Genomic DNA, 25,462 nt, shown 5'->3' with positions numbered 1-25,462 from the left:
AAATTAACCTTCATAGTGATCGATAATTGTTGGTAAAACTAAAGGTCGTTTGTTAAATTTCTTTTCAAACAACTTAGCTAACAATCTACGAGCGTTGTTTTTTGTTTCTTTCAAATTTAAGCGTTTTTGCTTATCATAAACAATACAATCAACAAACATCTTTCTAAAGTTATCCTGAATCTCTTTAACTGTTGATTGTGTTTGGTTATTATTATTAATTACGCCAAAATATTTAAAATCAAAGAAATCAATTAAACGTTGGTGCTTTTTATCAAAAACCATTGATAAAACAATGATTCCATTTTCACCCATTTGGCGACGTTCATACAAAATTCCTTCCCCTACATCAAGGGTGTTAAAATTAGAAATCATTTTTTCGGTTAAACGAATAATTTCAGATTCTTTACTTAATTCTCCGTTAAGAATTGTTTTTGTTTCTCCATTATCTAAACTAATAATATTTTCAGGTTTAATCTGGGTTGTACTTAATGCCTTATGAAACTTAGTTTCTGTTTTATATAATCCGCTAATAGGAATTACATATTTAGGGTTCATAATATTAATAAATTGTTTAATATCTTCATCACAAGCTTGCATTGGCAAGATTGTTTTTGGTAATGTAAAATAAGGAATGTTTAACTTATGCACGTGGTCAGATAAATCAGCTGCTAATGACTCATATCCAGGGGTAATGGTTACTCCTAATACAAGGGTATCATTGGTATTTAAATGCACAACCTTATCTTCATCGTCAAGAATTTTGTTTAAACGAACAAACAAATTATCTTGGTTTTCAATTACCACAACAATTGCATTATCATTTTTATTAATTTCACTAATTGGTAGAGAAATTAAATTCTTTGCCGAATACAATCGATTACGAATAATTCCATTGAAAACATTAATGAAAGTGTTTGAGTAAATAATAAAAGGACGATTAGTTTGTTTAGCTAATGTTGCTAAACTAAAAATTGTATATACGTCGTGTGCGTAACAACCTACAAACAAGCGATTAGTTGTTGCGCCTAAAACATCTTCATAAAAATTCTTGTTTTTATGGTGGGGCGCTGTTAATCCCGATTTTCCAGCATTATTCATTCCCATTACAACCGCAAGTGTATTATTTTTCACAATTTGATGTGCATTATTAACTTGCGATTCAAATGTTTTGTTTTTATCATTGGAAATAATAAAATCATCAACATAAACGATATTCCCATCTTTCGTTTTTAAAACAAAAGCAAGCGAATTGGGAATGGAATTCGCTACCTTAAAAGCATTTATAATGATACTTCCTACTTTAAGATCCTCGAAAGTTTTAACTTGAATAATATTTGGATGAATTAACTTGTTATTAACTTTTGTTTCAAACATTTTTTCAATGACAATTGCTCCAATTGGTGACGTGTAAATAGGAATGTTGAAGTTAGTTTGCGCTAATAAAAGTTTTAAACCCATTAAATTTGCATACACGGGAGTTGCAATGAAAATCCCTTTAATGCGTTTAACGTTTTTTTGTAAATAAGAGTAGTCAGCAACGATGTTGTTTACCCCAAACATATTGTTATCAGGAAGTTTTGCTCCTGCATTAAAAATAAAAATTTCATCATCGATTTCAATAATAAAACAATTTTTTCCTTTTTCATCCTGCCCACCAAGGGCAAGGAATTTAATTTTAGCCATAGTTTTATACCTCATTAGTAATGTATTAATTGTTCAAAAAGTAAAAATACTTTTTGTTGCAGTTATTTAATTAAAGGAGTTGAATTTATGCAAGTTATCCGGCAAACCACTAATAACGAATGTGGAGTTTGTGTACTCAATATGCTAGTAAACCATCATTATCGTCTAAAGATCCCTAAAAACTATATTCTTAATGATGCCATTTTAAATGAAAACGGAATGAGTATTCAGGAGTTCGAAAGACTAGCGGAAATATATGGTCTGCAAACAACCGCGTATAAATGTGATCTAAACGAATTGTATGCTCAAGCGCCAAATGAATTTGTTGTTTTAATGGTTAAAAATAACTATCAAAATCATTTTGTTGTCGCTCAATTTCACGCTAATCAAACAATTAGTATTTATGATCCCCAAAATGATTATCAACAAATGTCTTACACTAGTTTAGCAATGATTTTTTTAAATGTTGTTATTTTTGTTAAAAAACATTCAGCACAACAGTTTAAATTCCCAGAAATTAAACGGTTTTTAGACACCAAAATTTTTCACTGACAAACTTTATTTTGATTTGTTTTGTTAGAAGCAATGGGCATCCTTTTTTCTATTTTAGGAAGTAAATTTATTGCCTTTTTGATTGATCTTGGAATAATGCAAAAAGAACACAAAAATATAATTACATTGGGGTTACTTTTTGCATTTATTTTTTTAACAAATCAAATACGACAAAAATTACTCCAAATCCTCATCCATAAAAAATCTGATGGGATAACTCTATATCACTTATATTCTACTCTAAAACGAATAACAAATAAAGAACAAACATTTTTTTATAAAACAAATACCGGAGAATTATTCAATATACCAACTTATATTGAAACAATTGTTTCTTATAAAATACAAACAACCTCCCAAATGGTTTCGGGTATTCTTTTTAGTACGATTACAATGGTTTTAATGGGCGTATTTGATAAATATTTGCTTTTGATAAGTTTAATTTTTAGCGGACTAAATATCATATTAAATTATATTACTTTTAAAATTAATCAAAAATATCAACCCTTGTTGATTAAAAATGAAAATCACCGAATTAGCAGTTTTGAAAAACTACTAAACTTTATTAAAAATGAACAGGATCAGACAAAACTAAAATACTTATTAGATAATTATCAAAAAGAAACTAGTAAACATTTTTTATTAAATCAAAAACTTATTGTTAAAAATTCCTTTTTAAATTTATTGACTAATGTTTTTGGCGAATGAGCATTTATTTTTATAGTTGGACTGACTAGTATACTTTTAATGCATAAGCAATCATTTGCCAATATTGGAAGTCTAACTTATTTAATTTTTTTGCACCAAAATATGTATCAATCATTTGGAAAAATTTTCAATTTTTTCCAACATCGCTCCCAATATCTTCTGGCGGAACAAAACATACAAAAACTAGTTCATTTAAATAACCGAGAACATCATATTGGCTATTTAATTCAAAAATTTAAAAGTATTGAAATACCTGATTTAAATATTATTTTTAAAACACATACATTAATTAAAGGAAGCAACGGGTGTGGTAAAACAACATTATTAAAAAGAATAGCTCAATTAAAGAGAATTATTATTAATAACCATTTAATACATCAACTAGGAACTAAAATCATTAGCAATAATATTATTTATCTACCTGCGCAAAGTAGCTTAATTAGTTTTAATCTGTTAAAAATGCTTGAATCTACAATCATCAATAAAAATGACCAATTAGTTTATTTAATTCAAAAAACAAGAATTAATGTGCTTAGTAACTTAGAAGATACAAATCAATTTTCATCTGGGCAAAAGCAGATACTAAACTTTTTACGTCTTCTGAATTTTAAAAATAAATTAATTTTACTGGATGAAGCACTATCTGCTGTTGAAACAACCACTAAAAATTATATTTATCAAAATTTTTTACCTATCTTGCAAGCAAACAACTTTGTTATTTGTGTAAGTCATGATGCTGTTAGTGAACAATATTTTCCCGAGGTGATTAATCTTGAAAATGTCTTATTGAAAGCAAATCTTAATAGTTAGTTTGATAATCACTATTTTTTTGTCACTTGGTTTAGCTTTTGGTTTAAAAACTAATCAATACAGCTCTTACAATTTGCTACCTGACCAATCTAGTTTTTATCTTCCAAGAGATGTTTTTCATAAAATTAAAAAAACTAAACAGCTAGAATATAAAATTAACAACATTATTTATAGCGCTGATTATAAATACAAATACCACAAAAACAATCAAGTTTGGATTGGTTTAGATAATGTGCGAATTGTTAATAAGCAAATAAAATTAGTGGTCGACAAAGTACCACTAATTTATAATTTAATTCAAAACTTTAAATAATATCGACAATTTGGGCAACTAAAAAATAAATGCTGATTGTGCATATTTGTGCATCAATCCGGTCTAAAAATCCCCCATGACTACCAAGTAAATTTGAATAGTCCTTAATCATAAATACTCGTTTAACATAACTAAAAAAAAGATCCCCATATGTAGAAAGTATTGATAATAAGGGTATAAAAAAACAACTAACAATAAAAATTAAAAGTCATGGTGTGTTACTTAAATAATGAAAAAAACTAACACCATAAAAGCTAACTAAAAATTCATTATTTAATAAATTAAATTCGCTTTGCATTTGATTCTCAGGAATAAATCGGGAAAGGTTAGTTCTTCAAATCAAAACTAAGATTAACCCAAGAATAATAACTGTTGCAACGCTTAAACCTATAGCAAAACCTTCCCATGTTTTATTCGGTGAGTATTTGGGAAAAATTTTTCTTTTCCCAAATACTTTGCCCCCAACATAAGCAAAGGTGTCAGATAAAATAACGAGTAACAATAACAGTGTTCACACAACTCAATTACGCAAAATAATCAAATAATATGTTCCTGTTATAAACGAAAAAATTAAGCCCAAAACTATAATAGCTAACAATTTTTTTTGCCAGTTCAATTGTTTATTAAGTGCAATCATTGGAATATTTATTAGTAAAACTAAAAATAAAAAACCTGCATTAATTGATCAATAACTCTTCGAGATTTCTTTGGAATGATAAGTTGATAATTCATTAGAAAATCCATTAAATTTAGTCCCTATATGGCGGATTGTAATTAATAAACAAATTGATGCAAGTGAACTAATTATTATAATAAACATATTAATAATTAGGGTCTTATGATTATTCTGAAAAAAATTTTTATTAAATTCATAAATAACAAAGCCTAGCAATACCATTCACATTAATATGCCCATTGCTAATAATACAAATTTCGTTATTAGAGATAAAGGATACAATGATGAAATAGTTAGTAAGTTGAAATCAGCTAAACTATTAAAAAGAACAAAAACACAAAAAAAACTAATAATTCCAATTCCGATTAAAAATCTAGATTTTAAATCTTTTGGTTTTTTATTTTTTATATCAGATAATGTTTGTTGTTGTATTTGGTAAGGCATTAATAAAAATCTAAATAGTTAAGATATCTTTTTCTTTGTTTGCAAAAAGATCTTCAATCTCTTTATTAACTTTTTTAGTTAATTCATCTAATTTTGTTTGAAAAAATTTCTTATCATCTTCTAAAGCTGAAGTATCTTTTTTGAATTCATCTTGTAAATTTTGACGAATTTTACGCACTTTAACTTTTGTATCTTCACTGATTTGTTTTGCTTTTTTTACTAAATCTTTACGTAATTCTTCTGTTGGTGCTGGAAATGTTAATCGAATCACATCTGCATCAACCAGTGGATTAATCCCTAAATTAGAAGCATTAATTGCCGTATTAATATTTTTAATCGTACTCTTATCATAAGGTTTGATAACTAATGTGCGAGCATCCATAACATTAATATTTGCCATTTGGTTAATTGGTGTTGGACTACCATAGTAGTCAGCAAGAATACCATCCAATACCCCGGGTGTAGCGCGTCCAGTACGCAATTTAGCAAATTCACTTTGCATTCATTTTAAAACGTGATCTTTTTCGCTATTCATTTTATTTTCATAAATTTTAAAATCCATATTTATACCTCTTCATTTTATTTCATTAAAGTGCGTTTTAAGTTATTGTTTAAAACATTAACGATTGCGTTTTCTTGATCAATATTAAAAACAATTGTTTGTATTTTGTTTTCCTGACATAATGCTAGGGCTGTTTGATCCATTACTTTGAGTTTTTTATTTAAAGCATCATGATATGTTAGTTCATCATAAAAAACAGCATTTGAATTGATCTTGGGGTCATCACTATAAACCCCATCAACTCCATTTTTTCCCATTAAAATGAGTTCAGACTTTGTCTGTGCAGCACGAATAGCAGCGCATGAATCAGTGCTAAAAAATGGATAACCTGTTCCACCAACAAAAATCATTACTTGATCATTTTTAATTGCTTCATTGATTGTTTTGGTATTTGCAGAAACTACAAATGCTGGGGTGTCAATTGAAGATAAAACAACTGCGTCTATTCCATAATTTTGTAAAACATTTGCAATTGATAACCCGTTAATCATAGTTGCTAACATTCCCATGTTATCAGACATACTTCTATCCATTTTTAATTCATCAGCAGTATTGCCTCGTCAAATATTTCCTCCACCAACGACGATGGAAATTAAATAATCTGTTTTTAATATTTTAATTTGTGATGCTAAATCATTAATTTTTTGCACATCTAATATTGATTCATCAGATGTTTTTAAAGCAGCACCTGATATTTTTAATAAGATGTGTTTTTTATTATGCATATTTTTCCTCCGTTATGTCAATACTTGAAAAAATAGAAAGATTAAACTTTCTATTCATTTTACTATTAATATATTATTTTTTCATTTGAGCAGCAACTTCGTCTGCGAAACTCATTTCAGGTTTTTTTTCCATTCCGTCACCAACTTCGAAAGCGAAGTAACCAACGGCAGTTGCTTTTGCTTGTGCTAGATATTGAGCAATTGTTAATCCTGGTTCTTTAAAGTATGATTGGTCAACTAAGCAATTTTCTTTTAAAATTTTGTTTAAACGACCTTCAATTGTTTTTTCTAAAATCATTGTTTTTTTATCATCTGCTAATTTTGCCATTTTTTCAAATGTAACAGGATCGTTATTTACTTGGTTAGTAATAATTTCTTTTTCATTAGCCAATCATTCTGCATCTACAGCAGCTGCATTTAAATATTTAGGGCGCATTGCAGCAGCATGCATCGCAACATTACGCACAATTTCTGTGTCAATTTTGTTATCAACCAAAACAATTGCGCCTACACGTTTATTGTTGTGTGTATATGAACCTAGTGTTTGGTTGCTGTTTGCTTTCAAAACAACACCACGACGGAATGCAATTTTTTCCCCAATAATTGCAGTTAGATCTAATCCAGCTTCCGCAATTGGTTTTCCGTTAATTAGTAATTTTTCAAAATCAGAGTCTTCTTCAACTTGTTCAAGGGCAGTATCTAAAATTGTGTTTGCTAATGCTAAAAATTGTTCATTTTTGGCAACAAAATCTGTTTGTGTATTTACTTCAATCATTACTGCTTTTGTATCTGTTTGTTTTGTTAAAACAACACCATCTGTTGCGGCATTATTTAATTTACTAGCAGCCTTAATAGCCCCGTTTTCACGTAGTCAAATAATTGCTTTTTCAATGTCATTATCTGATTTTTCTAACGCCTTAATACAGTCAGACATTCCTGCTTGCGTGCGTGCACGTAATTCTTTAACTAATTCAACTTTTGTCATATTTTATCTTCCTTTTTGTAATAATATAAATCAACTTTTGCAATTTACTCTTTTAATATTATAAATAAAAAAAGATGATATTGCTATCCTTATACGCTAATAAAAAAACCTTTTAAACGAATTAAAAGGTTTTTCTTATTTTTTAATACTTTTTTTATTTAAATCAATAATTCTTTGTACCATTCCATCACCTGGATAATCCATAACTACAACCCCAAAATTGCGTTGTTTATCAGCTTTATTTCAAATGTCAATTCAGTCTTGCACGTGTTCAAGCATTCATGTATTGAATGCTCAAACTGTCGATCTTCAATTAGAGTGCGAAATGTGGTTAATAAATAAATTATTCTTTCCTCATTTATTGTTTGACAAGGCAGAGTGATTAATAATTGTATTCAGTTTTGCATAACTAAAACTTTTATAATCATCTTGAATCGTAAATCAGGCAGAACCGTGTTTGAATGATTCATTTCATTTTGGTCCAAAATCAGTATTATTAGAAATGTGGTCATTTAGATTATTAAAGATAATCATTTTTCCGCGCATTTCACCAACAGTTGGTCAACCAGGTTTTCTTATTTCGTTATTTTTGTATAATTGATTACTATAGTTTTTCAGTTGATTAAAAACCTTATTCTCATAATCTTTTTCAAATCAGCTACGATTATTACCTTTATAATTTTCTGATTTAATTCGCACCATTAAAAATTCACTTGGATTTTGCGCTAAAAACTGCGAAAAAATCCCTAATACTTCTTGGAAATTAGTTTTTGAGTAGGTAATCCCATGTATTAATTCTAAATTTTGATTAATTCGTAAATCAAAATAACGAATCCCTTGTTTTAATTGTTCAGCAAAATTTTTTGACTGTGTCTTTGCTCATGGTTTACCAAAAAAATAAGCTCACCCATATCCATCATACATTGCTGAATCATGGGTTCCAGGAATATTAACTTCTGCAATTGATTTGCTATCGTCTAATTTTTTCATTCATTCCTTATTATTTAAAGATGTATATTCATTCGCACTATATGCATCTTGCGGGTATTGTTTTTTATGTTTTTTGTTTATTTTACGATGCGATCATAATCACCACTGAAGGCTTGAGTGTTTATGAATATTTTTATTGAATAAAATTGTGCTTAATTCTGTTGGTTTTGATGTTTTTTGAACTAACAGCGCAGGAGGGATAGCTGCCGTACTAATTGCTAATAAAGATAGAGTTGTCCCCCACAGTGCATAAGCTATTTTTTTATTTTTTGTCTTTTTAATCATATTATTTGTATTCATTCTTTATTTGAGATAATTGTTATCACAAAACATTTATATAATTATAGCGAAGAATAGCTTTAGTTGGTTAATTCTACCTAATTATTTAGCAACAATAAAAAATTTTATAAAAAGAAAAAAACTTTGTCTGTGAGACAAAGTTTTAAATTTTTAATGGTGCGCTTGAAGAGACTTGAACTCTTACACCGCAAAGTACTAGATCCTAAGTCTAGCGCGTCTGCCATTCCGCCACAAGCGCGTTAATGGTGCTCTGTGAGGGGTTCGAACCCGCGACCCACTGATTAAGAGTCAGTTGCTCTACCGACTGAGCTAACAGAGCACAAATTCCTACCTATCATAATGATAGATAGGAACTAAATTTTAATGGTGCCGACTATAGGAATCGAACCCACAACCTACTGATTACAAGTCAGTTGCTCTACCTATTGAGCTAAGTCGGCATGGTGGAGTGCGAGGGACTCGAACCCCCGACCCTCTGCTTGTAAGGCAGATGCTCTCCCAACTGAGCTAGCACTCCAGAAACAAACATAGTTGTTTTAATTAATTTTAAATGGTGACCTGTACGGGATTCAAACCCGTGAATGCACGCGTGAAAGGCGTGTGTGTTAAGTCGCTTCACCAACAGGCCATGGCGGCTACAGCAAGGATCGAACTTGCGACCAACCGGTTAACAGCCGGTTGCTCTACCGCTGAGCTATGTAGCCATATGCTCTTAAAAGCACTATAATATTATAATTATTTTTTTATACAATGTCAAGAAAAATAAAAAATATTTTTATTCAAGAAAATTGTGCAATATTACTGCAATTTAAAAATATATAAATTATAATAATAACAATATATTATAAGGTAAAGACAGTAATTTTTATGTACCAATTTAATAATAATAAAACAAATTCTATAAATAACCAAATTTTTTACCACAAAAATAAAATGCGTTGGTACCAGATTCTTTTTATTAGTTTAATTAGCATTACAAGTTTAATATTTTTTATTATTAACCTTTTATATATTGGTAAATCTTTAAGTACTGATTATTTGCAACCCGAAAACTCAATTTTTTTTCGTTATTCAGTTTATCCAGCTCTAATTACTCCTTTAGTTGGTTTTTCATTAGGTGTTGGAACTATTGCCATTCAAATCACTACAAAAAATGATTTGTCAGGGCCAACAACATTAGGTTTTACACCCACAATTACTTTAGCAATTGCTATTTCTGCTGTCAGCACTGCCGAGTATATTCCCAATTTATTAATTAGATATTTAATAGGGCTAGCGTTATGTTCTATTTTGATTCTTGTTAATTTTATTTTAACTAAAGGCAAAATTAATAATAACGGGTTTAAACCAATTTTAATTGCTTTTGCAATTGGATCAATTGCTGTAGCAATTAATGTAATTTTAGTAACTCATTCACCTAACACCGTTGGACGGTGAGCATCATATTTAAATGTTAGCAGTTCTAACGGGGTCAATGTGACTCAATTTGGTTTTTCAGTTTTTTTATTGATTATCCCCACATTAATTATTATGTTTTTATGAAAAAAAATTGATATTATGAAACGTGATTTAATGTTAGCGCGTTCATTAGGGATCAAGGTTGATTTAATTTACTGGGTAGTTGCGTTCTGCCTGGTAATTATTACAATTACTGCTGCGCTTTCTTTAGGATTAATTGTCTTTTTCGGCGTTGTAATTAGTATTATTGTCACACGTATCTTTAAACACACAAATGCACTATTGCAAATGTTAATTACTGGTTTGTTAGGCACAATGATTTTAAATTTCGGATCATGAATTTCAGAAATCCAATTAGGAGGAATCCAAATTATTATCGCCATAATTTCTTTACCAGTGTTTATATATATTTTAAAACGTCGCAAAATTAATCAAGGAGTATAAAATGAATCAATCAGCACCCTCTATTTCTAAATGAAACCGTGCCTGAACATTTGTGAATCCTTTAAGAACAATACACCTGCGCGGATGGATTCACTTATTAATTTCAATTGTGATTATGCTTGTTTTATTCACTATTTTAATGATTGGATCATTCAACTGGTTAGATTTAGATTTTTTTTATAATGCACCCGACGAAAATACCCGTATTTTTCGAATAAAACAAGCCGCTTTTTTAGTTATCCAAATCTTTTTGTCTGGCTTAGTTTTAGGTGTTGGAGCCTATTTAATTCAAACTCTAACTAAAAACCGGTTTGCTGATAGTTCCATTATCGGAATTGGAAACATTAATTTATTATCTATGGTTTTACTATTGGTTGTTATTGGTTTTAATGATGTTAACGCCCAAACGCTTTATGATTTAACAAGTATCCAACCAATTATTTTCTTTTTGACTCCGTTAATTTTATTGGTTATTTACTATTATTTCTGTCGAGAAAACGAACGCTTTAATTTTAAAAAAATGATTTTAACCGGTATTATTATCAATTTTATCGTCCTTGCAATTGTTCCTGTCATTGCAAATATTTATTTACAAAAGCTTGGTTTTGTTTTTTTAAATAGATTAGCTTCTGGTTCGCTAACTCCTTTAATGTCAACAATCAATGATCATCACGGAGAGTTAAATCATAGTTTTACACCATTGTATATTGCTTTTGCGATGGTAGTTTGCGGTTTCTTTGTACTTGCACTAATTAGTAATAAAATCCGAATTATTGCCGCAAATCAACAAGTTGCAAATCAGTTAGGAATCAATGTTAAATTATATTCAGTCTTGACATTTGCAATTGTTGCACTAATGGTTGGTGCTAGTTATGCAATGAACGGGAATTTGATCTTCATTGGCCTAGTTGCATCAAACATAGCAATTCGTATTCAACGAAGCAATTTCAAGAAAGGAATTGCAATGTCAGGAGCAATGGGAGCTTCAATTTATCTATCAGCGGTGTTGATTTTATATTTCGGTTTAAGCTTTAAGCAAGAATGAGTCAACCTAAGTACTCCCATTTTAATTGCTCCATACTTTATAATATTAATATCCAAAAAAGAAAAGGTGTAGTCCTTGTCGTATTTTAAAAAAACAAAAACTGCAAAAATTATTTTATGTACTGTTATACCTGTTTCGCTTTTAATCACAACTAGTGTTACTAGTTGTGCTTTTTCGTGTAATATAAATTCCGAAATAACCCCAATTACATATAAAGTTTTTAAAGAAAATAAAAGTTTTCAACATGCATATCAACGCAGTTTATCCTTACATTTTAATTATTATAATCCTGAAAGTCAAACGATCGATCATATCTATGGAACCGGATGAATTTTCGATTTTGAGCCATATGACTTATTACAAGATATTCGTACTTATTACATCGCAACAAATATCCACGTTATTTCTGCAGTTTCCAAAAATTTTAATAATGCAACTTTAACATTAGGAAATGCGGTATTAACAGAAAAAAATTTTGACCATCGTCTAGTTGAATACCAAAAAAACAAAGTTATTCATAGTTATCAACCAAATAGCTTTAACAAACAGGGTTTTGATTTAATGATTGTAGGTGATAATAGCCAGAGCCAATATGAAAATCAAGCAAGTGATTTAGCTATCATCCGCTTAAGTGTTAATAAAAATATTTATAACACCAATCCCGTTCTTAAAAACTTTGATCCAACTACTGGTATTTCATATGCCAATGTACGCTCAAATAGTATGATTACCGGTGTCGGTTATCCCCGTTCGCAAAGTCATACATATATTAGTTTTCATGAGCAAAAAATCAATAAATTAAATGATTATATTTTGAACGCAAACGAAGAAAACTATCGCGCTGATAACCCCATTATTTATTATAATCACAAATATTCAAATAATCGAAGAGTCGAAAAAAAATACAGTAGCTATGATATTGGCATCAAAAATTTTAATTTAGGTGGTGGAGCTAGCGGATCAATGATTGTTGATCAAAACCAAAATCAAATCGGGATCTACTGAGGTGGTTTAGAAATTAAAGAACAATTTGGTTGTGCTTTTTATGGTAATTTCACCCCGTTAGTTTATAAAGATAAGCAAAATTTGTTCGTTAACTATTTTGATGCTTTAAGAAAGTATAAAAACCAATATTCTATTGATCAACCAACATACTTAGAATTAGTAAGACAAACAAATATTCAAATAAGCAGTGATGAATTTGAACAATTAAACAAAATAGTTAACAACAGAAATAATGATATTTTATTAGTTAAAAATATTTTAAATCCTTTTATATTTAATGAATTTAATGATTCGCTAACTAAAACTAATGCTAAAATTGAAGAAATTTATTTCTATGACAAACACACATTAGTACTTAAATTAGCAAATAATCACTTACGATTTGTTTTCAAAATTCAAACAAGATAATAAAAAAGAGCAATTTATATTTGCTCTTTTTTATTTTTAAAAAGTTATGCATTCAATAAAACAAATGTTTTTTCAATCATTGTTTTTAAATATTTATCTTCAATATTCTCAAAACCAAAACTTGCATAAACTTGTCGAATAACATTATTGTAATTTTCCTTAGATTGTTCATCAACAGCTTGACTTTTAAGTTTTGCAAGTTGATTAAAATCTGCCACATCAGTTTGCGCTTTTTCGATTCCAGAACTAAATTTTTCTAATGCATCAAATCAAGGTTTAATATCACGATCATTATTAAAAACACTACGCATTTTAAATCAAGCATTTTTTAATTTGATATCTAGTGATCAGACATTATAATTTTTTGCAGATAAAGCACGAACTTCTTTTTTAGTTGTACTGTATACTTCTAAAAATTCTTTTTGTTTAGAGTTAAATTCATAATTTTCATCAATTAAATTATCATATGAACGGAAATATTTAAACATCAAATTATTAAAATTATTATAACTTTCCAACACTGATTCCAGTTTTTGAACATCCTTGTCAATATTTTCTAGATTTTTATAATTATCTAATAATGTTTTTAAATCCACAACATTATCGAAATCATTTTTTTGGATTTGAAAATGTGCAATTTTTTCATAACCTTGAATGTTAGATGTAACTGTATAGGTTTGACCGACTGTTAAATTAGTTTTAACTGGTAATTGCAAATATACACGGTAAAAATTTTCTCCGTCCCGGTGCAAATCAAATAACATATCACTTAACAAGTAATTTTCTTGTTCATTTGTTGTACGTGAAATATTTTCTCCTGCTACCTTAAAAACAGCATTTTTAACTTGTTCGGGGGTTAAAAGCACCTGTTTACTAATAGGATCAATTGTTTTTGGAATAAACACCACTAGTTGGTAAATAGGATTAAATTTATCGTTATTATTAGGAATAAACGCTAATTGATACAATCGTTGGTTATTGTCTTTTACATTATAACAACTAGTTGCAACAGCTGATATTCCAGCAACGATCGTTAATACACCTATACTTGTGGCTCATAGCTTGGTTTTGGTTTTAAATTTCATTTTTGTCCCTTATCTATTGATTATTCACATAATATTATTATATTAAAACAAAGAACACAAAACAATCATTTTAATAAACTTAAATATACAATTCAAACGAAATTAATTAGCAATCAAATTATCTACTAATAATAAAAAAAATGAAGTGCAAACTACACTTCATTTTTTATTAAAGTTAACTTGTTTTCTAAACTAAAGCTAAAACAGCTTCTTCTGTGTTATCAGATAAGCGTGCGCCCAGTTTAACAACACGTGTGTATCCACCAGCACGGTCTTTGTATTTGTGTCCTAACTCGTTGAATAGTTTAGTTAACAATTCATCTGCAGTATGTTCATTTGTTCCTAATAAAACAGCAGCAGCTGCACGACGTGAAGCAAGGGTATTTTGCTTTGCTAGTGTGATCATTCGATCCACATGACGTTGAGTTTCCTTCGCTTTTGTTTTTGTTGTTACAATTGAACCGTGACTTAAGACATCAGACACTTGTTGACGAGTAACCATTTTTCTTCATGATCTCGTTTTTCCTGGTTTGTTAATGTAACTCATAAAAATCTCCTTTTAATCGTTTTTTAATTCAAGTCCGTGTTCTTTTAATTTTTCAATAATTTCCAGAACTGATTTTCGACCTAAATTTTTAATTTTTTCAAGTGCTCATTTGTTCATTTCAATTAATTCACTTGTTGAATTGATCCCACTTTGTTTCAGGGCGTTGTACGCACGTACTGAAAGTTCAAGATCATCAATTGGGATACTTGAAGAAGTTTTCTTTTCTTCTTGTTCTTTTTCTTTGGTTACTACTAATTCATTAATTCGTTCGTTAATATTAATAATTGGTGTTAAATGTTCTTGCAAGATTTTTGCACTCACAGCAAGTGCATCAGCACCAGAAATTGTTCCGTTAGTAGCAATATCAATCGTTAGGATTTCTGAGTTTGAATATTTAGAATCCTTCACTGTTTGTACATCATATTTGTAATGTACAACTGGCGAATAATTTGAATCTGTAGGAATAATGTGCAAAGTCGAAATATAGTCTTTATTTGTTGAGAAATCAACACGACCACGTCCTAATTTTGCAAAAATATCTACTTGGAAATCTACTTTTTCAGTAACTTCTGCAATCACTAAATCTTTGTTGATAACTTCAAATCCCACCGGTGTAATGATGTCATTAGCAGTCACAACCCCAGGACCTTTAAAATTAATCACCATTTTTGGTCATTTATCAATGATAAGATCATTGAAATATTCTTCACTAAACATTTCAGTATTAATACTAATTGCTAATGATTTTAGATTTAGAATAATGTTTGTAATATCTTCTTTTACACCAACAATCGTTTCAAACTCATGAGCATGATTCGCAAACTTCACAGCAAACATAGCAGCACCGGGAATTGATGATAAACAAATTCGACGTAAAGCATTTCCAAGAGTGTGTCCATAACCAATTTCTAGCGGTTCAATCACTACCCGTGCTTTTGATTGATCTTGTTGTTGCACTGTGGGAACATTAATATTATATTTTAAAAATTTTTGCATTGCTCTCTCCTTAACGAATACCTAAAGATAATGTGTTAATATACATTATCTTGGTTTTTTAGGCGGACGACAACCGTTGTGAGGAATCGGTGTAACATCCTTAATTTTTGATACTTCTAAGCCAGCAGCATTTAAACTACGAATAGCTGTATCACGTGAAGCACCAGTTCCGTTAACATGTACTTCCACTGATTTTAATCCCATTTCAATTGCGGCTTTAGCTGCATTTTCTGCAGCAATACCAGCTGAATAAGGAGTTTTCTTTTTTGCCCCTTTATAACCACTTGAACCTGAAGAAGCTCAAGAAATTACTTGTCCTTGTTCATCAGTTAAACTAATGATTGTGTTGTTTTTAGTAGTGTGGATGTGAGCAATCCCGTTACTAAAACTTAATTTTTTCTTTTTAGCCATTATATTGCTCCTTATTTATTATTTAGACTCAATCTTTTTGTTTGCAACTGTTTTTCTTGGACCCTTACGTGTACGAGCATTTGTACGTGTACGTTGACCACGTGTTGGTAATCCTTTACGGTGACGCATTCCCCGGTACGAACCGATTTCCATTAAACGTTTAATGTTCATCGCTACTTCCCGACGTAAATCCCCTTCTAATAATAGTTTTTCACCATTATAGTCTGTGAAAGATAATGCAGTTTTTCTGATTGCTGCAATCTCTTCTTCGCTTAAGTCTTTTACACGTTTATTTTCATCAACTTGTGCAGCTGCTAAAATTCTTTGTGATGTTGATAAACCAATTCCAAAAATATAAGTTAATGAAATTACTACACGTTTATCATTCGGAATATCTACTCCTAAAATTCGTGCCATATTTTATCCTTTCCTATCCTTGACGTTGTTTGTGCTTTGGATTTGCACAAATCACACGTACTGTATTTGATCGTTTAACAATTTTGCACTTATTGCAAATTGTTTTCACTGAAGCTCTAACTTTCATAAAAAGTTCCTTTCGTATGATTTTCTATTTGTGACGGTAGATAATACGACCCCGAGTTAAGTCATATGGACTTAATTCGACATCGACCATATCGCCCGGTAAAATATTGATTTTGTGAACTCGCATTTTACCTGACACATGGCCATTAATGATGATCTTGTTTTCAAGTTCAACCTTAAAATTACCACCTTGCAACACTTCTGTGATGCGTCCGGTCATTTTTAATTTTTGTGTGTCTGACATATTATTTCCTTTTATGTATATTAATCCTGGGTTAAGATTTCACAACCATCTTTGGTTATTAAAATCATATGTTCTCAGTGAGCCGTTAGTTGTTTGTTTTTCGCAAGCACACTTCACTGATCTTTATCAATAATGTATTCTTTGCTACCAGTAAGAATCATTGGTTCAAGACATAAAACCATATTTTCTTCAAGTTTAACTTCACGGAATTGTGAATAGTTCACATAATTCGGCATAGCAGGGTCCTCATGAATTTCAACCCCACATCCGTGACCGACAAAGTCTTCAAGAATATAATAACCATGTTTTCGAACAAACTTATTGATTGTTCGAGCAACATCAAAGTTACTTACCCCTGGTTTAATCATTTTTGTTGCTTCATAAATTGCTAATAAGCAAACATCTGAAATTTTTTGTGCTTCCACATTTGCATCGTCTATCACAACAGTAAACGCTGCATCACAATAGCGTTCATTATATTTTACTCCGATGTCAAATGTGACCTTATCACCGCTTTTTAAAGCGTAATTGGTTGGGACTCCATGAATGACGCACTCATTCACTGAAATACAAATATGATGCTTAAAACCTAAATAATCTTTAAATGCACTAATACCACCATTAGCGACGATTACATCATTTGCTAATTGATCAAGTTCAAGTAAAGTAACTCCTGCAGCAACTTTATTTAAAATTGCTTCTTTCGCTTTTTTTCAAATACTAATTGCTTGTTTAATATTTTGAATATCCGTAGGGGTTTTAATATAAATCTGCATATTTTATCTTTTCTTAATAATTGCTAACACCGCATCATAAACCATTTCAATTGGTTGGTTAGCATTAACTTTTTTTAATAAACCTTTTTTATCATAAAAATCAACAATAGGCTTTGTTAACTCATTAAATTGTCCTAAGCGAATTGATAATGATGCTTTATTATCATCACCCCGTTGCATTAATGGACTGTGACAACTATCACATTCATTTGTAACTTTTGGCGGATTATAAAAAACATTATAAACCGCAGGACATTGTGTACAAGAAAACCGACCAGTAATCCGTTTAACCAGTACATCTTCGGGAATATCAAAGTAAATTACATAATCTAAATCAAAATACGCATCACAATCATATGCTTGATTTAAAGTACGTGGTCAACCATCAAGGATAAAATCATCATTGTTTTTTAATAATGGATCAATTGCTTCGTGAGCAATTTTGTTAGTGATCGCATCAGGAACTAATAACCCTTGATTAATAATACTTTTGACTTCTTGGGCAAATTCATCTTCTCTTTGAAATAATGCACGGAATAAATTTCCGGTTGAAACGTGTTTAAACTGATAGTTGTCAATCAATAAACTACTGATTGAACCTTTTCCAGAGCCTGGTGGCCCTAAAAATAATAATTTCATAATACTCCTACCAAATTTGCGATTTACTGTTGTCGTTACTCATACCCAAATTATTTTCAATCGCTTGTCGTTGGTATGAATAAGTTGATGATGTTGCAGTTGACTTAATTGCATTTCATAATTCAAGAGTTGCAGACACCATAATAATTAGTGATGTTCCTCCAAAGATATGTGATGATGCAATAACCGGTTGGTCATTGTTGATTGTTTTTGCAATTAATGCAACTAGGTGGGGTAGTGCCGCAAGTGCAGCGAGCAATAATGCGCCCGTTCAGTTAATCCGGAAAATCACCTTGGAGATATGACTTTCTGTTTGTGCCCCAACTTTAATTCCAGGAATAAATCGCCCTGATTTCTTTAAATCCTCAGCAATACGTGGTGGATTTAACTGCACATATGAAAAGAAAAATGTGAATAAAAGAATTAATACCACATAAATTCCTAAACCCGTTCATGAATCAACGATAAAAAAGTTTTGTATCACATAATAACCGCTTGAGTTCTTATCTAAAAATTCACTAACTTGTGCCGGAATTGCAAGAATCGATGAAGCAAAGATAACAGGCATTACTCCCGCAGTCATAATTTTAATTGGTAAAAATGGTAATTTATCATAATCACTAATTAATGCCTGCCCCGTTTGTTGAACAGGAATTTTACGAGTAGCACTGTTAATAAAAGTTACCCCAAATAAAATTAATAAATAGAAAACAACGTATAGAACAAATCCAACAATTTTCTTGCTTAAATCTGGTGTTAAAGCTCCCATTCGGTTAAAAACCCCGTTAAATTGTGAGAATAAATTGGCTACAATTCCTGTAAGGATTAATAGCGTAATTCCGTTCCCCACTCCTTTTTTAGAAATTAAATCTGCTAAAAATAACGAAATATAAGTTCCTGCAACCATCAAAAAAATAAAGGTCACATAAAATAAAGCCGAGTTTATTGCAAATGGCGCATTAACAACACTCACAAAATCTGAACGTTGAGATAAAAGATTGATAATAACCACAGCCTGCATAGCTGCAAGAGGCAGTGTAATAATTCTTGTAATAACTTCCATCTTTTTTCGACCCCGCTCACCCGATTTTGCTAGTTTAGCAAGTGGTGGAATGAGCTCGGTTGATAATAACTGCATAATAATTTGTGCGGTAATATATGGTCCAATTCCGATTGCAAAAATCGAAAATTGTGACAACCCACCCCCACCTAACAAGTTCATAATCGCAAAGAACGAACCTTGTTGGTTAAAATTACCGTTAATTTTGATATATGGCATCGGAACAATGGAACCGATACGAAATAAAATTAAAATCGACAGGGTGACCGCTATTGCGACCAAAACTTTTTTGTTTTTAAAAATCGCAAAAAATCGTTTTATGTTTTGTTTTTTACTACTTTGTGCTTTCATAAAAAACTCCTAAAAATTGAAAAAATAAATAATTAAAAAAATTTAATTATTTATCTAAAATAATAGCTTGCGATTGGTTGTTATTAATACTTGTTAATGCTCCTTGTGAGAAAACATTAGCATATATTTTTGTGTTCTTTAAAACATCAGTGTCACCAATCACTTTGATTGGTCATTGTTTATTCTTAATTAAACCATGTTTTGTATAAAAAGCAATATCATAAACAAAGTTCGCATCTAGTTGGTTTTTTGCACCTAAAGCATTTGTGATAAATGATAATTGACGTAAACTAATTACATTGTAACGTTTTTTAAAATTATAGTTTGAAAAACCAACTTTTGGAGTTCGACGGTAAAGAGGTGTTTGCCCCCCTTCAAACGCTAAACGAACTTGCCCAGATTTCCGAGCTTTTTGACCATCTTGTCCCCGTCCACTTGTTTTACCAAGACCAGAACCGTGTCCACGACCCACACGTTTTACTTTGTGATTACGTGATTTAGGGGTATATTGTAAATTCGATAAATCCATGATCAAACCTCCTATAAATCTTTAACATCTTTGTCACGTAGTTTAGCAATTTCACTTGGTTTAATTTGTTGTAATAAACCATCAATTGTCGCACGAATAACATTCATTGCTGTATTTGCACCACGCGATTTTGTATAGATATCTGTGTATCCTGCAAGTTCAACAACCGCACGTACTGGTCCCCCAGCAATAATTCCTGTCCCTTTAGAAGCAGGTAATAACATTACTTTTGAAGCACCATGACGTCCGTGTACATCGTGGTATACTGAACCATTTTTTGTTTGTTTAACTTTAACTAAATTGTTATTTGCATTTTTAATTGCTTTTTTAATTGCATCTGGAACTTCAGCAGATTTACCCATTCCAAATCCAACTGTTCCTTTTTTGTCACCAATCACAACAAGTGCAGAGAAACGCATCATACGTCCCCCCTTAGTTGTTTTTGAGATCCGTTTAATTTTAACAACACGTTCTTCGTAAGGACTAACCGCTTGTGCTTCACGTTTAAAATTGTTCCGACGAGGTTTTGCATGTGTTTTATTAACTGTTTTTTCAACAGCGGCTGTTTCATTAACCACTTCGTTGTTAACTACTTGGTTGTTTGTATCTGACATTTATTAACTCCTCCTCTTAAAATTCTAATCCGTTTGCACGTGCCGCATCAGCTAACGCTTTAATTCGACCGTGGAAATTGTTTCCATTTTTGTTAAAAATAACATTTTTAACATTTAAAGCTAAAGCTTTGCTTGCAATATCTGCACCAACTTTAGCAGCATTTTCTTTATTTCCATTTGCTAGTTTTAAAGCAAAAGATGAAGAAGAAGCTAGGGTTGTGTTTGTGTTGTAATCAATTAACTGTACTCAAATATGAGCATTAGTTCGGTTTACTACTAATACAGGACGTTGTTCGAAAAGTTGCAATGAACGAATTTTCTTAACAACACGACGTGCTCTTAAGGTACGTTTGTAATTACGACTAAAATTAACTCTTTTCATAATTAGTTAAACTCCTATTTCTTCTTATCAGCTGTCTTACCAGCTTTACGGATAATGTGTTCGTTTTTATACATCACACCTTTACCTTTATATGGTTCTGGCGGTCTGTATCCACGCACAGTTGCAGCAAATGCTCCAACCGCAGCCTTATCAGCGCCTACTACACTAATTTCAGTTTGGCTAGGTGTACTAACTGTTAAGTTTGCTGGAATATCAACAATTACTGGATGTGAGAAACCTAAACCTAAGTTTAGTTTATTCGCTTCAACTTTTGCTTTGAACCCAACACCCTTGATATCTAATTCCTTTTTTCATCCTGTTGTTAAACCAACAAGAGCATTATTTAAGTTAGCATTTACTGTTCCGTGGAACATACGTGTTTGTTTTTCATCGTTTGTACGAGTTACTTTTAAGGTTTGATTATCGAAAATAACAGTAATTAAACCTTTTGGATAAGCTACTGTTAATGATTCTTTACTGTTTTTTAAAACAACATTATCGTCATTAACAACAACATTTACACTAGCAGGAACAGTTAATAATCGGTTTCCAATACGAGACATATTCTTTTACCTTATCAAACATAGGCGATGACTTCACCACCTGTTTGTTCCTTTCTTGCTTGTTTGTCACTAATTACCCCTTTTGAAGTTGAGATAATTGCAACTCCTAAACCATTCAATACTTTTGGTAATTCTTGGTATTTAGAGTAAATCCGAAGACCTGGCTTAGAGATTTGTTTGAAGCCATTAATTGATGATGTTTGGTTTTTGTATTTTAACTTAATAACCGTTACTGGTTTTTTATCAGCTGAAAGTTTATTTTCAAAAGATTTGATGTATCCTTCTTGTTCTAACAGTTTTAAAATCGCTGTTTTTAGTTTTGAAGTCGGAACTGTTACATCTTGTTTATTAGCACGACGGCCATTATTAACTTTTGTAATTAATTCAGCAATTGGATCGTATAACATATCTTTAAAGACCTCCTCTTATCATGATGCTTTTTTCACACCAGGGATAGCTCCCTTATATGCGAAATCTCTAAAGCATAAACGACATATTTTAAATTTACGCATTACAGCGTGTACTCTTCCACAACGTAAGCAACGTGTGTAGTTACGTACTTCGAATTTTTGGTGTTTTAATTGTTTTGCAATTAATGATTTTTTCGCCATAACTATTTAACCCCTTTTTGTTTTTGGAATGGAGCACCTAAACCTAACAATAAGGCACGAGCTTCTTCATCCGTATTCGCAGTTGTAACAAAAGTTACATCAAAACCACGTACTGATTTCACATCATCATAAACTACTTGAGGGAAAATAATTTGTTCTTTTACTCCTAGGGTGTAGTTTCCACGACCATCAAACGATTTGTTTGAAATCCCTTTAAAGTCACGCACACGTGGTAAAGCAATATTAAATAAAACTTCCATAAATGCTCACATTTTTTGACCACGCAAAGTAACTTTTGCTCCAATCGCTTGACCTTTACGTAATTTAAAAGTTGCAATTGAATTTTTTGCTTTTGTTAATACCGGTTTTTGCCCAGTAATTAATAAAAGTTCATTTGCAGCAGCTTCAAGGTTTTTGCTATCTGCAACAGCGTTTCCAATCCCAGCATTAATTACAATTTTTTCAACTTTGGGAATTTGCATTACAGAAGAGTAAGCAAATTCTTTTTGTAAACTAGGAACAACATTTTTGTTGTATAACTCTTTTAAAAATGACATACCTTACTCCTTCTATTTTTTGTTTTCAATTTCCACACGTGTTTTTCTTGTAACACGTACTTTTTTGTTGTCTTTGTTTAATTCAAAACTAACTTTTGTTGGTTTTCCTTTGTCTTTACCTTTAGTTTCTAATAAAGCCAATTTGCAAAGACGAATCGGAGCTTCTTTTTCAATAATTCCGCTCTGTTCGTGGGTTTGATCTTTCTTTTGGTGTCTCTTAACCTTATTAACACCTTCAACAATTGCAGTTTCGTTTTTTGGATCTACTTCAATTACGATACCTGTTTTTTGTTTGTTCTTCCCAGAGATAACAATAACACTATCTCCTTTTTTGATTCGATTCATGTATTTTATCTCCTTTCTATAAAACTTCTGGAGCAAGTGAAGCGATTTTCACAAAACCTGCATCCCGAATTTCTCTTGCTACTGGCCCAAAAATCCGTGAACCTCGTGGTGTTTTATCATCTTTAATAATCACACAAGCGTTTTCATCGAATTTTAATCATAAACCACTTGGACGACGAACAGCTTTTTTTGTTCGTACAACTACCGCTTTCACGATTTGTCCTTTGGATACCATCCCAGCAGGTGTTGCTTTCTTCACAGAAGCAACCACAATATCACCAACTGATGCATAACGACGTTTAGAACCACCTAACACTTTGATGACTCCTAGAACTTTAGCGCCAGTATTATCTGCTGATATTAATGTTGACATATGTTGAATCATAATTAATCTCCTTTAACGTACTAACGCGCTCTTTCAAGAATTTTGCTAACTCTTCAGTTTTTTGTCGCACTTAATTTCCGAGTTTCTGTAATTTGCACACGATCACCCATTTTTGCATCATCGTTTTCGTTATGTGCATGGTATTTCTTATGTGAAATTACTAATTTTTTATAAATCGGGTGTAAGCTTTTTGATTCGACACTTACTGTTACAGTTTTTTGCATTTTATCAGATGTAACCACACCTTCTAAAACTTTACGATGACTATTTCTTACCATCAGTTAACACTCCTTGATCTTGAAGTTCTAATGTCATTTCACGTTCAGTTAAAATTGTCAATGCACGAGCGATTGTGCGACGAATTTCTTTTACGTTATGTGTTTTTTCGTTTTCACCATTAGCTGCAGCAAAACGTAATTCTAATAATCTAGCTTTTAGATCAGTCGCAATTTTTTGTAATTCTGCATTTGTTTTTTTGGCCAAGTCTTTAGCAACACTACTCATTACTTAACTCCTTTTTTACAATCTTAACTTTGATTGGTAATTTATTACCAGCTGCTCGCAACGCTTCACGCATTGCTGATACAGGAATGTGAGCAACCTCGAACATTACTGTACCTTGTTTAACAACAGCAACTCATTTTTCTGGTGAACCTTTTCCAGAACCCATACGAACTTCTAGTGGTTTTTTCGTTAATGACATATGAGGGAAGATACGAATTCACATTTTTCCAGTTTTTTGTAAACGTTTTGAAATTGCGATCCGTGCTGCTTCAATTTGACGAGCATCAATTCAAGCTCCTTCAAGAGCCATTAAACCATATTCACCAAAGTCAACTTTTTTGTTACCTTTAGCTTTACCCTCGTAACTTACTTTGTGAGGTTTACGAAATTTTGTTCTTTTTGGTTGTAACATAATTTAATAATCTCCTTAAGCACTTGGGCTTTCTTTTTTATTTTGTGCACGTTGTCTTTTTTCACCGTTATGAGGCTTAAAATTACGACGTTGTTTGTTGTTTTGTTTATTGTTATTTAGTTTTGCAGCGTGTTCAACGTTATTTACTAAACGATCAGTAAATAATTCACCACGGTTAATTCAAACTTTTACACCAATAATTCCATAAGCAGTTTGTGCTTCGGCTAATGCATAGTCGATATCTGCACGCAAAGTATGTAAAGTCAACAACCCATGGTTATAACCTTCCACACGTGCCATTTCAACTCCACCTAAACGACCAGATACTTTTGTTTTAATCCCTTTAGCACCTGCTTTTAAAACTTTTTTAATTGCAAGTTTTTGGGCAATCCGGAATGAAACACGGTTTTCAATTGCATCAGCAATTTCACGTGCTACAATTGCAGCTTGCAGCTCAGGAGTTTGAACTTCGATAACTTTTAAAGAAACAATTTTTCTACGACCAACAATTTTATTAATTGCTAATTCAATTAATTTCTTTTCAGCAGCTTCTGTACCGATTAATAAACCGATTTGAACTGCATATACATAAACAACCACACGTTGTTGATCACGTTCGATTTCAACGTGGTCGATTACAGCATTTTTATATTTTGAAGTAATATAAGTACGAATCTTATCATCTTCAATTAATCATTGTCCCATTTGTGCTTCATCAGTCGGCACTCAACGAGATAATCATTGTTTATTAACACCAAATCTTAAACCATTTGGATTGACTTTTTGACCCATGAATAATT

General features: G+C 31.2%; 34 protein-coding genes and 6 tRNA genes. 5 read left to right on the top strand and 35 right to left on the bottom strand.

What is annotated here, in order from left to right; all coding sequences use genetic code 4:
* Nucleotides 1-3: 3 nt before the first annotated feature.
* On the bottom strand, nucleotides 4-1,683 hold the full coding sequence (locus OF377_RS01945; protein WP_263836221.1) for a ribonuclease J: 1,680 nt from the start codon (nucleotides 1,681-1,683) through the stop codon (nucleotides 4-6).
* An 87-nt stretch (nucleotides 1,684-1,770) separates the two neighbouring features.
* On the opposite strand from OF377_RS01945, the gene OF377_RS01940 reads away from it, so the two are divergent.
* Nucleotides 1,771-3,753, top strand: coding sequence for a cysteine peptidase family C39 domain-containing protein (locus OF377_RS01940; protein ID WP_263836220.1), 1,983 nt, complete (start codon nucleotides 1,771-1,773; stop codon nucleotides 3,751-3,753).
* On the top strand, nucleotides 3,722-4,066 hold the full coding sequence (locus OF377_RS01935) for a hypothetical protein (RefSeq protein ID WP_263836219.1): 345 nt from the start codon (nucleotides 3,722-3,724) through the stop codon (nucleotides 4,064-4,066). The genes OF377_RS01940 and OF377_RS01935 overlap by 32 nt, the downstream gene beginning before the upstream one ends.
* Here the strand turns inward: OF377_RS01935 and OF377_RS01930 are convergent.
* From OF377_RS01930 to OF377_RS01880, 11 genes are all read right to left on the bottom strand, one after another.
* Entirely contained in the window at nucleotides 4,059-5,186 is a 1,128-nt protein-coding gene (locus OF377_RS01930; protein ID WP_263836218.1) for a phosphatidate cytidylyltransferase, read from the bottom strand. The two genes, OF377_RS01935 and OF377_RS01930, sit on opposite strands and share 8 nt — an antisense overlap.
* A gap of 10 nt (nucleotides 5,187-5,196) precedes the next feature.
* The gene (frr, locus tag OF377_RS01925; RefSeq protein ID WP_263836217.1) at nucleotides 5,197-5,748 is read right to left on the bottom strand and encodes a ribosome recycling factor; all 552 of its coding nucleotides are present in this window, start codon (nucleotides 5,746-5,748) and stop codon (nucleotides 5,197-5,199) included.
* Between the two features lie 17 nt (nucleotides 5,749-5,765).
* Complete coding sequence (pyrH, locus tag OF377_RS01920) at nucleotides 5,766-6,473, bottom strand: UMP kinase (protein ID WP_263836216.1); 708 nt, start codon at nucleotides 6,471-6,473, stop codon at nucleotides 5,766-5,768.
* A gap of 73 nt (nucleotides 6,474-6,546) precedes the next feature.
* On the bottom strand, nucleotides 6,547-7,458 hold the full coding sequence (gene tsf, locus OF377_RS01915; protein ID WP_263836215.1) for a translation elongation factor Ts: 912 nt from the start codon (nucleotides 7,456-7,458) through the stop codon (nucleotides 6,547-6,549).
* A gap of 135 nt (nucleotides 7,459-7,593) precedes the next feature.
* Nucleotides 7,594-8,733 (bottom strand): phosphatidylinositol-specific phospholipase C domain-containing protein, encoded by a 1,140-nt coding sequence (locus OF377_RS01910; protein WP_263836214.1) that lies wholly within the window; start codon nucleotides 8,731-8,733, stop codon nucleotides 7,594-7,596.
* Between the two features lie 169 nt (nucleotides 8,734-8,902).
* Nucleotides 8,903-8,986, bottom strand: a tRNA-Leu gene (locus tag OF377_RS01905).
* A 5-nt stretch (nucleotides 8,987-8,991) separates the two neighbouring features.
* Nucleotides 8,992-9,067: transfer RNA gene (locus OF377_RS01900), tRNA-Lys, on the bottom strand.
* 45 nt (nucleotides 9,068-9,112) lie between these two features.
* Nucleotides 9,113-9,188, bottom strand: a tRNA-Thr gene (locus tag OF377_RS01895).
* Between the two features lies 1 nt (nucleotide 9,189).
* Nucleotides 9,190-9,265: transfer RNA gene (locus OF377_RS01890), tRNA-Val, on the bottom strand.
* 34 nt (nucleotides 9,266-9,299) lie between these two features.
* Nucleotides 9,300-9,376 (bottom strand) — tRNA-Glu (locus OF377_RS01885).
* A gap of 1 nt (nucleotide 9,377) precedes the next feature.
* Nucleotides 9,378-9,452: transfer RNA gene (locus OF377_RS01880), tRNA-Asn, on the bottom strand.
* Between the two features lie 163 nt (nucleotides 9,453-9,615).
* On the opposite strand from OF377_RS01880, the gene OF377_RS01875 reads away from it, so the two are divergent.
* Genes OF377_RS01875 through OF377_RS01865 form a run of 3 tightly spaced genes read left to right on the top strand, consistent with a single transcriptional unit; the run spans nucleotide 9,616 to nucleotide 13,108 of the window.
* Nucleotides 9,616-10,650, top strand: coding sequence for an iron ABC transporter permease (locus OF377_RS01875; protein WP_263836213.1), 1,035 nt, complete (start codon nucleotides 9,616-9,618; stop codon nucleotides 10,648-10,650).
* Nucleotide 10,651: 1 nt separating this feature from the next.
* Complete coding sequence (locus OF377_RS01870) at nucleotides 10,652-11,767, top strand: iron ABC transporter permease (RefSeq protein ID WP_263836212.1); 1,116 nt, start codon at nucleotides 10,652-10,654, stop codon at nucleotides 11,765-11,767.
* Between the two features lie 3 nt (nucleotides 11,768-11,770).
* Nucleotides 11,771-13,108, top strand: coding sequence for a DUF31 family protein (locus tag OF377_RS01865; protein ID WP_263836211.1), 1,338 nt, complete (start codon nucleotides 11,771-11,773; stop codon nucleotides 13,106-13,108).
* A gap of 44 nt (nucleotides 13,109-13,152) precedes the next feature.
* Here the strand turns inward: OF377_RS01865 and OF377_RS01860 are convergent, their stop codons facing one another.
* From OF377_RS01860 to rpsC, 23 genes are all read right to left on the bottom strand, one after another.
* The gene (locus OF377_RS01860; RefSeq protein ID WP_263836210.1) at nucleotides 13,153-14,193 is read right to left on the bottom strand and encodes a Vmc-like lipoprotein signal peptide domain-containing protein; all 1,041 of its coding nucleotides are present in this window, start codon (nucleotides 14,191-14,193) and stop codon (nucleotides 13,153-13,155) included.
* A 187-nt stretch (nucleotides 14,194-14,380) separates the two neighbouring features.
* Nucleotides 14,381-14,740 carry a 50S ribosomal protein L17 gene (gene rplQ, locus OF377_RS01855; protein ID WP_263836209.1) on the bottom strand — a complete coding sequence of 120 codons (360 nt, stop codon included), beginning with the start codon at nucleotides 14,738-14,740 and terminating at the stop codon, nucleotides 14,381-14,383.
* 12 nt (nucleotides 14,741-14,752) lie between these two features.
* On the bottom strand, nucleotides 14,753-15,736 hold the full coding sequence (locus tag OF377_RS01850) for a DNA-directed RNA polymerase subunit alpha (protein ID WP_263836208.1): 984 nt from the start codon (nucleotides 15,734-15,736) through the stop codon (nucleotides 14,753-14,755).
* A gap of 45 nt (nucleotides 15,737-15,781) precedes the next feature.
* A complete protein-coding gene (gene rpsK / locus OF377_RS01845; RefSeq protein WP_263836207.1) occupies nucleotides 15,782-16,147 on the bottom strand; it encodes a 30S ribosomal protein S11 in 366 nt (121 codons plus the stop codon).
* 18 nt (nucleotides 16,148-16,165) lie between these two features.
* Entirely contained in the window at nucleotides 16,166-16,564 is a 399-nt protein-coding gene (rpsM, locus tag OF377_RS01840) for a 30S ribosomal protein S13 (protein WP_263836206.1), read from the bottom strand.
* A gap of 13 nt (nucleotides 16,565-16,577) precedes the next feature.
* Nucleotides 16,578-16,691, bottom strand: coding sequence for a 50S ribosomal protein L36 (gene rpmJ / locus OF377_RS01835; protein WP_263836205.1), 114 nt, complete (start codon nucleotides 16,689-16,691; stop codon nucleotides 16,578-16,580).
* Nucleotides 16,692-16,715: 24 nt separating this feature from the next.
* A complete protein-coding gene (gene infA, locus OF377_RS01830; protein WP_263836204.1) occupies nucleotides 16,716-16,934 on the bottom strand; it encodes a translation initiation factor IF-1 in 219 nt (72 codons plus the stop codon).
* Nucleotides 16,935-16,954: 20 nt separating this feature from the next.
* A complete protein-coding gene (gene map, locus OF377_RS01825; protein WP_263836203.1) occupies nucleotides 16,955-17,710 on the bottom strand; it encodes a type I methionyl aminopeptidase in 756 nt (251 codons plus the stop codon).
* Nucleotides 17,711-17,713: 3 nt separating this feature from the next.
* A complete protein-coding gene (locus OF377_RS01820; RefSeq protein ID WP_263836202.1) occupies nucleotides 17,714-18,349 on the bottom strand; it encodes an adenylate kinase family protein in 636 nt (211 codons plus the stop codon).
* Between the two features lie 7 nt (nucleotides 18,350-18,356).
* A complete protein-coding gene (secY, locus tag OF377_RS01815; protein WP_263836201.1) occupies nucleotides 18,357-19,760 on the bottom strand; it encodes a preprotein translocase subunit SecY in 1,404 nt (467 codons plus the stop codon).
* A 46-nt stretch (nucleotides 19,761-19,806) separates the two neighbouring features.
* Nucleotides 19,807-20,289 carry a 50S ribosomal protein L15 gene (gene rplO, locus OF377_RS01810; protein ID WP_263836200.1) on the bottom strand — a complete coding sequence of 161 codons (483 nt, stop codon included), beginning with the start codon at nucleotides 20,287-20,289 and terminating at the stop codon, nucleotides 19,807-19,809.
* A gap of 11 nt (nucleotides 20,290-20,300) precedes the next feature.
* Nucleotides 20,301-20,903 carry a 30S ribosomal protein S5 gene (rpsE, locus tag OF377_RS01805; RefSeq protein WP_263836199.1) on the bottom strand — a complete coding sequence of 201 codons (603 nt, stop codon included), beginning with the start codon at nucleotides 20,901-20,903 and terminating at the stop codon, nucleotides 20,301-20,303.
* Between the two features lie 16 nt (nucleotides 20,904-20,919).
* Complete coding sequence (gene rplR / locus OF377_RS01800) at nucleotides 20,920-21,285, bottom strand: 50S ribosomal protein L18 (protein WP_263836198.1); 366 nt, start codon at nucleotides 21,283-21,285, stop codon at nucleotides 20,920-20,922.
* 14 nt (nucleotides 21,286-21,299) lie between these two features.
* Nucleotides 21,300-21,848 (bottom strand): 50S ribosomal protein L6, encoded by a 549-nt coding sequence (gene rplF / locus OF377_RS01795; RefSeq protein ID WP_263836197.1) that lies wholly within the window; start codon nucleotides 21,846-21,848, stop codon nucleotides 21,300-21,302.
* A gap of 11 nt (nucleotides 21,849-21,859) precedes the next feature.
* Entirely contained in the window at nucleotides 21,860-22,255 is a 396-nt protein-coding gene (gene rpsH, locus OF377_RS01790; protein ID WP_263836196.1) for a 30S ribosomal protein S8, read from the bottom strand.
* 18 nt (nucleotides 22,256-22,273) lie between these two features.
* Nucleotides 22,274-22,459: a type Z 30S ribosomal protein S14 gene (locus tag OF377_RS01785; protein WP_263836195.1), complete on the bottom strand. Its 186-nt coding sequence runs from the start codon at nucleotides 22,457-22,459 to the stop codon at nucleotides 22,274-22,276.
* A gap of 2 nt (nucleotides 22,460-22,461) precedes the next feature.
* Nucleotides 22,462-23,016 carry a 50S ribosomal protein L5 gene (gene rplE, locus OF377_RS01780; RefSeq protein ID WP_263836194.1) on the bottom strand — a complete coding sequence of 185 codons (555 nt, stop codon included), beginning with the start codon at nucleotides 23,014-23,016 and terminating at the stop codon, nucleotides 22,462-22,464.
* Nucleotides 23,017-23,028: 12 nt separating this feature from the next.
* Nucleotides 23,029-23,361 carry a 50S ribosomal protein L24 gene (gene rplX, locus OF377_RS01775; protein ID WP_263836193.1) on the bottom strand — a complete coding sequence of 111 codons (333 nt, stop codon included), beginning with the start codon at nucleotides 23,359-23,361 and terminating at the stop codon, nucleotides 23,029-23,031.
* 16 nt (nucleotides 23,362-23,377) lie between these two features.
* Complete coding sequence (gene rplN, locus OF377_RS01770; protein WP_263836192.1) at nucleotides 23,378-23,746, bottom strand: 50S ribosomal protein L14; 369 nt, start codon at nucleotides 23,744-23,746, stop codon at nucleotides 23,378-23,380.
* Nucleotides 23,747-23,766: 20 nt separating this feature from the next.
* Nucleotides 23,767-24,024 carry a 30S ribosomal protein S17 gene (rpsQ, locus tag OF377_RS01765; protein WP_263817684.1) on the bottom strand — a complete coding sequence of 86 codons (258 nt, stop codon included), beginning with the start codon at nucleotides 24,022-24,024 and terminating at the stop codon, nucleotides 23,767-23,769.
* Nucleotides 24,011-24,250, bottom strand: a complete 240-nt coding sequence (rpmC, locus tag OF377_RS01760; RefSeq protein WP_263836191.1) for a 50S ribosomal protein L29 — start codon at nucleotides 24,248-24,250, stop codon at nucleotides 24,011-24,013. The genes rpsQ and rpmC overlap by 14 nt, the downstream gene beginning before the upstream one ends.
* A complete protein-coding gene (gene rplP, locus OF377_RS01755; RefSeq protein WP_263836190.1) occupies nucleotides 24,243-24,662 on the bottom strand; it encodes a 50S ribosomal protein L16 in 420 nt (139 codons plus the stop codon). Before rplP ends, rpmC begins: the two co-directional genes overlap by 8 nt.
* Nucleotides 24,663-24,677: 15 nt before the next feature.
* Nucleotides 24,678-25,454: a 30S ribosomal protein S3 gene (gene rpsC / locus OF377_RS01750; RefSeq protein ID WP_263836189.1), complete on the bottom strand. Its 777-nt coding sequence runs from the start codon at nucleotides 25,452-25,454 to the stop codon at nucleotides 24,678-24,680.
* Nucleotides 25,455-25,462 lie beyond the last annotated feature (8 nt).

It is taken from the genome of Ureaplasma sp. ES3154-GEN, assembly GCF_025780075.1.
GTDB lineage: Bacteria > Bacillota_I > Bacilli_A > Mycoplasmatales > Mycoplasmoidaceae > Ureaplasma.
This window is presented reverse-complemented; position numbering and strand designations above follow the sequence as displayed.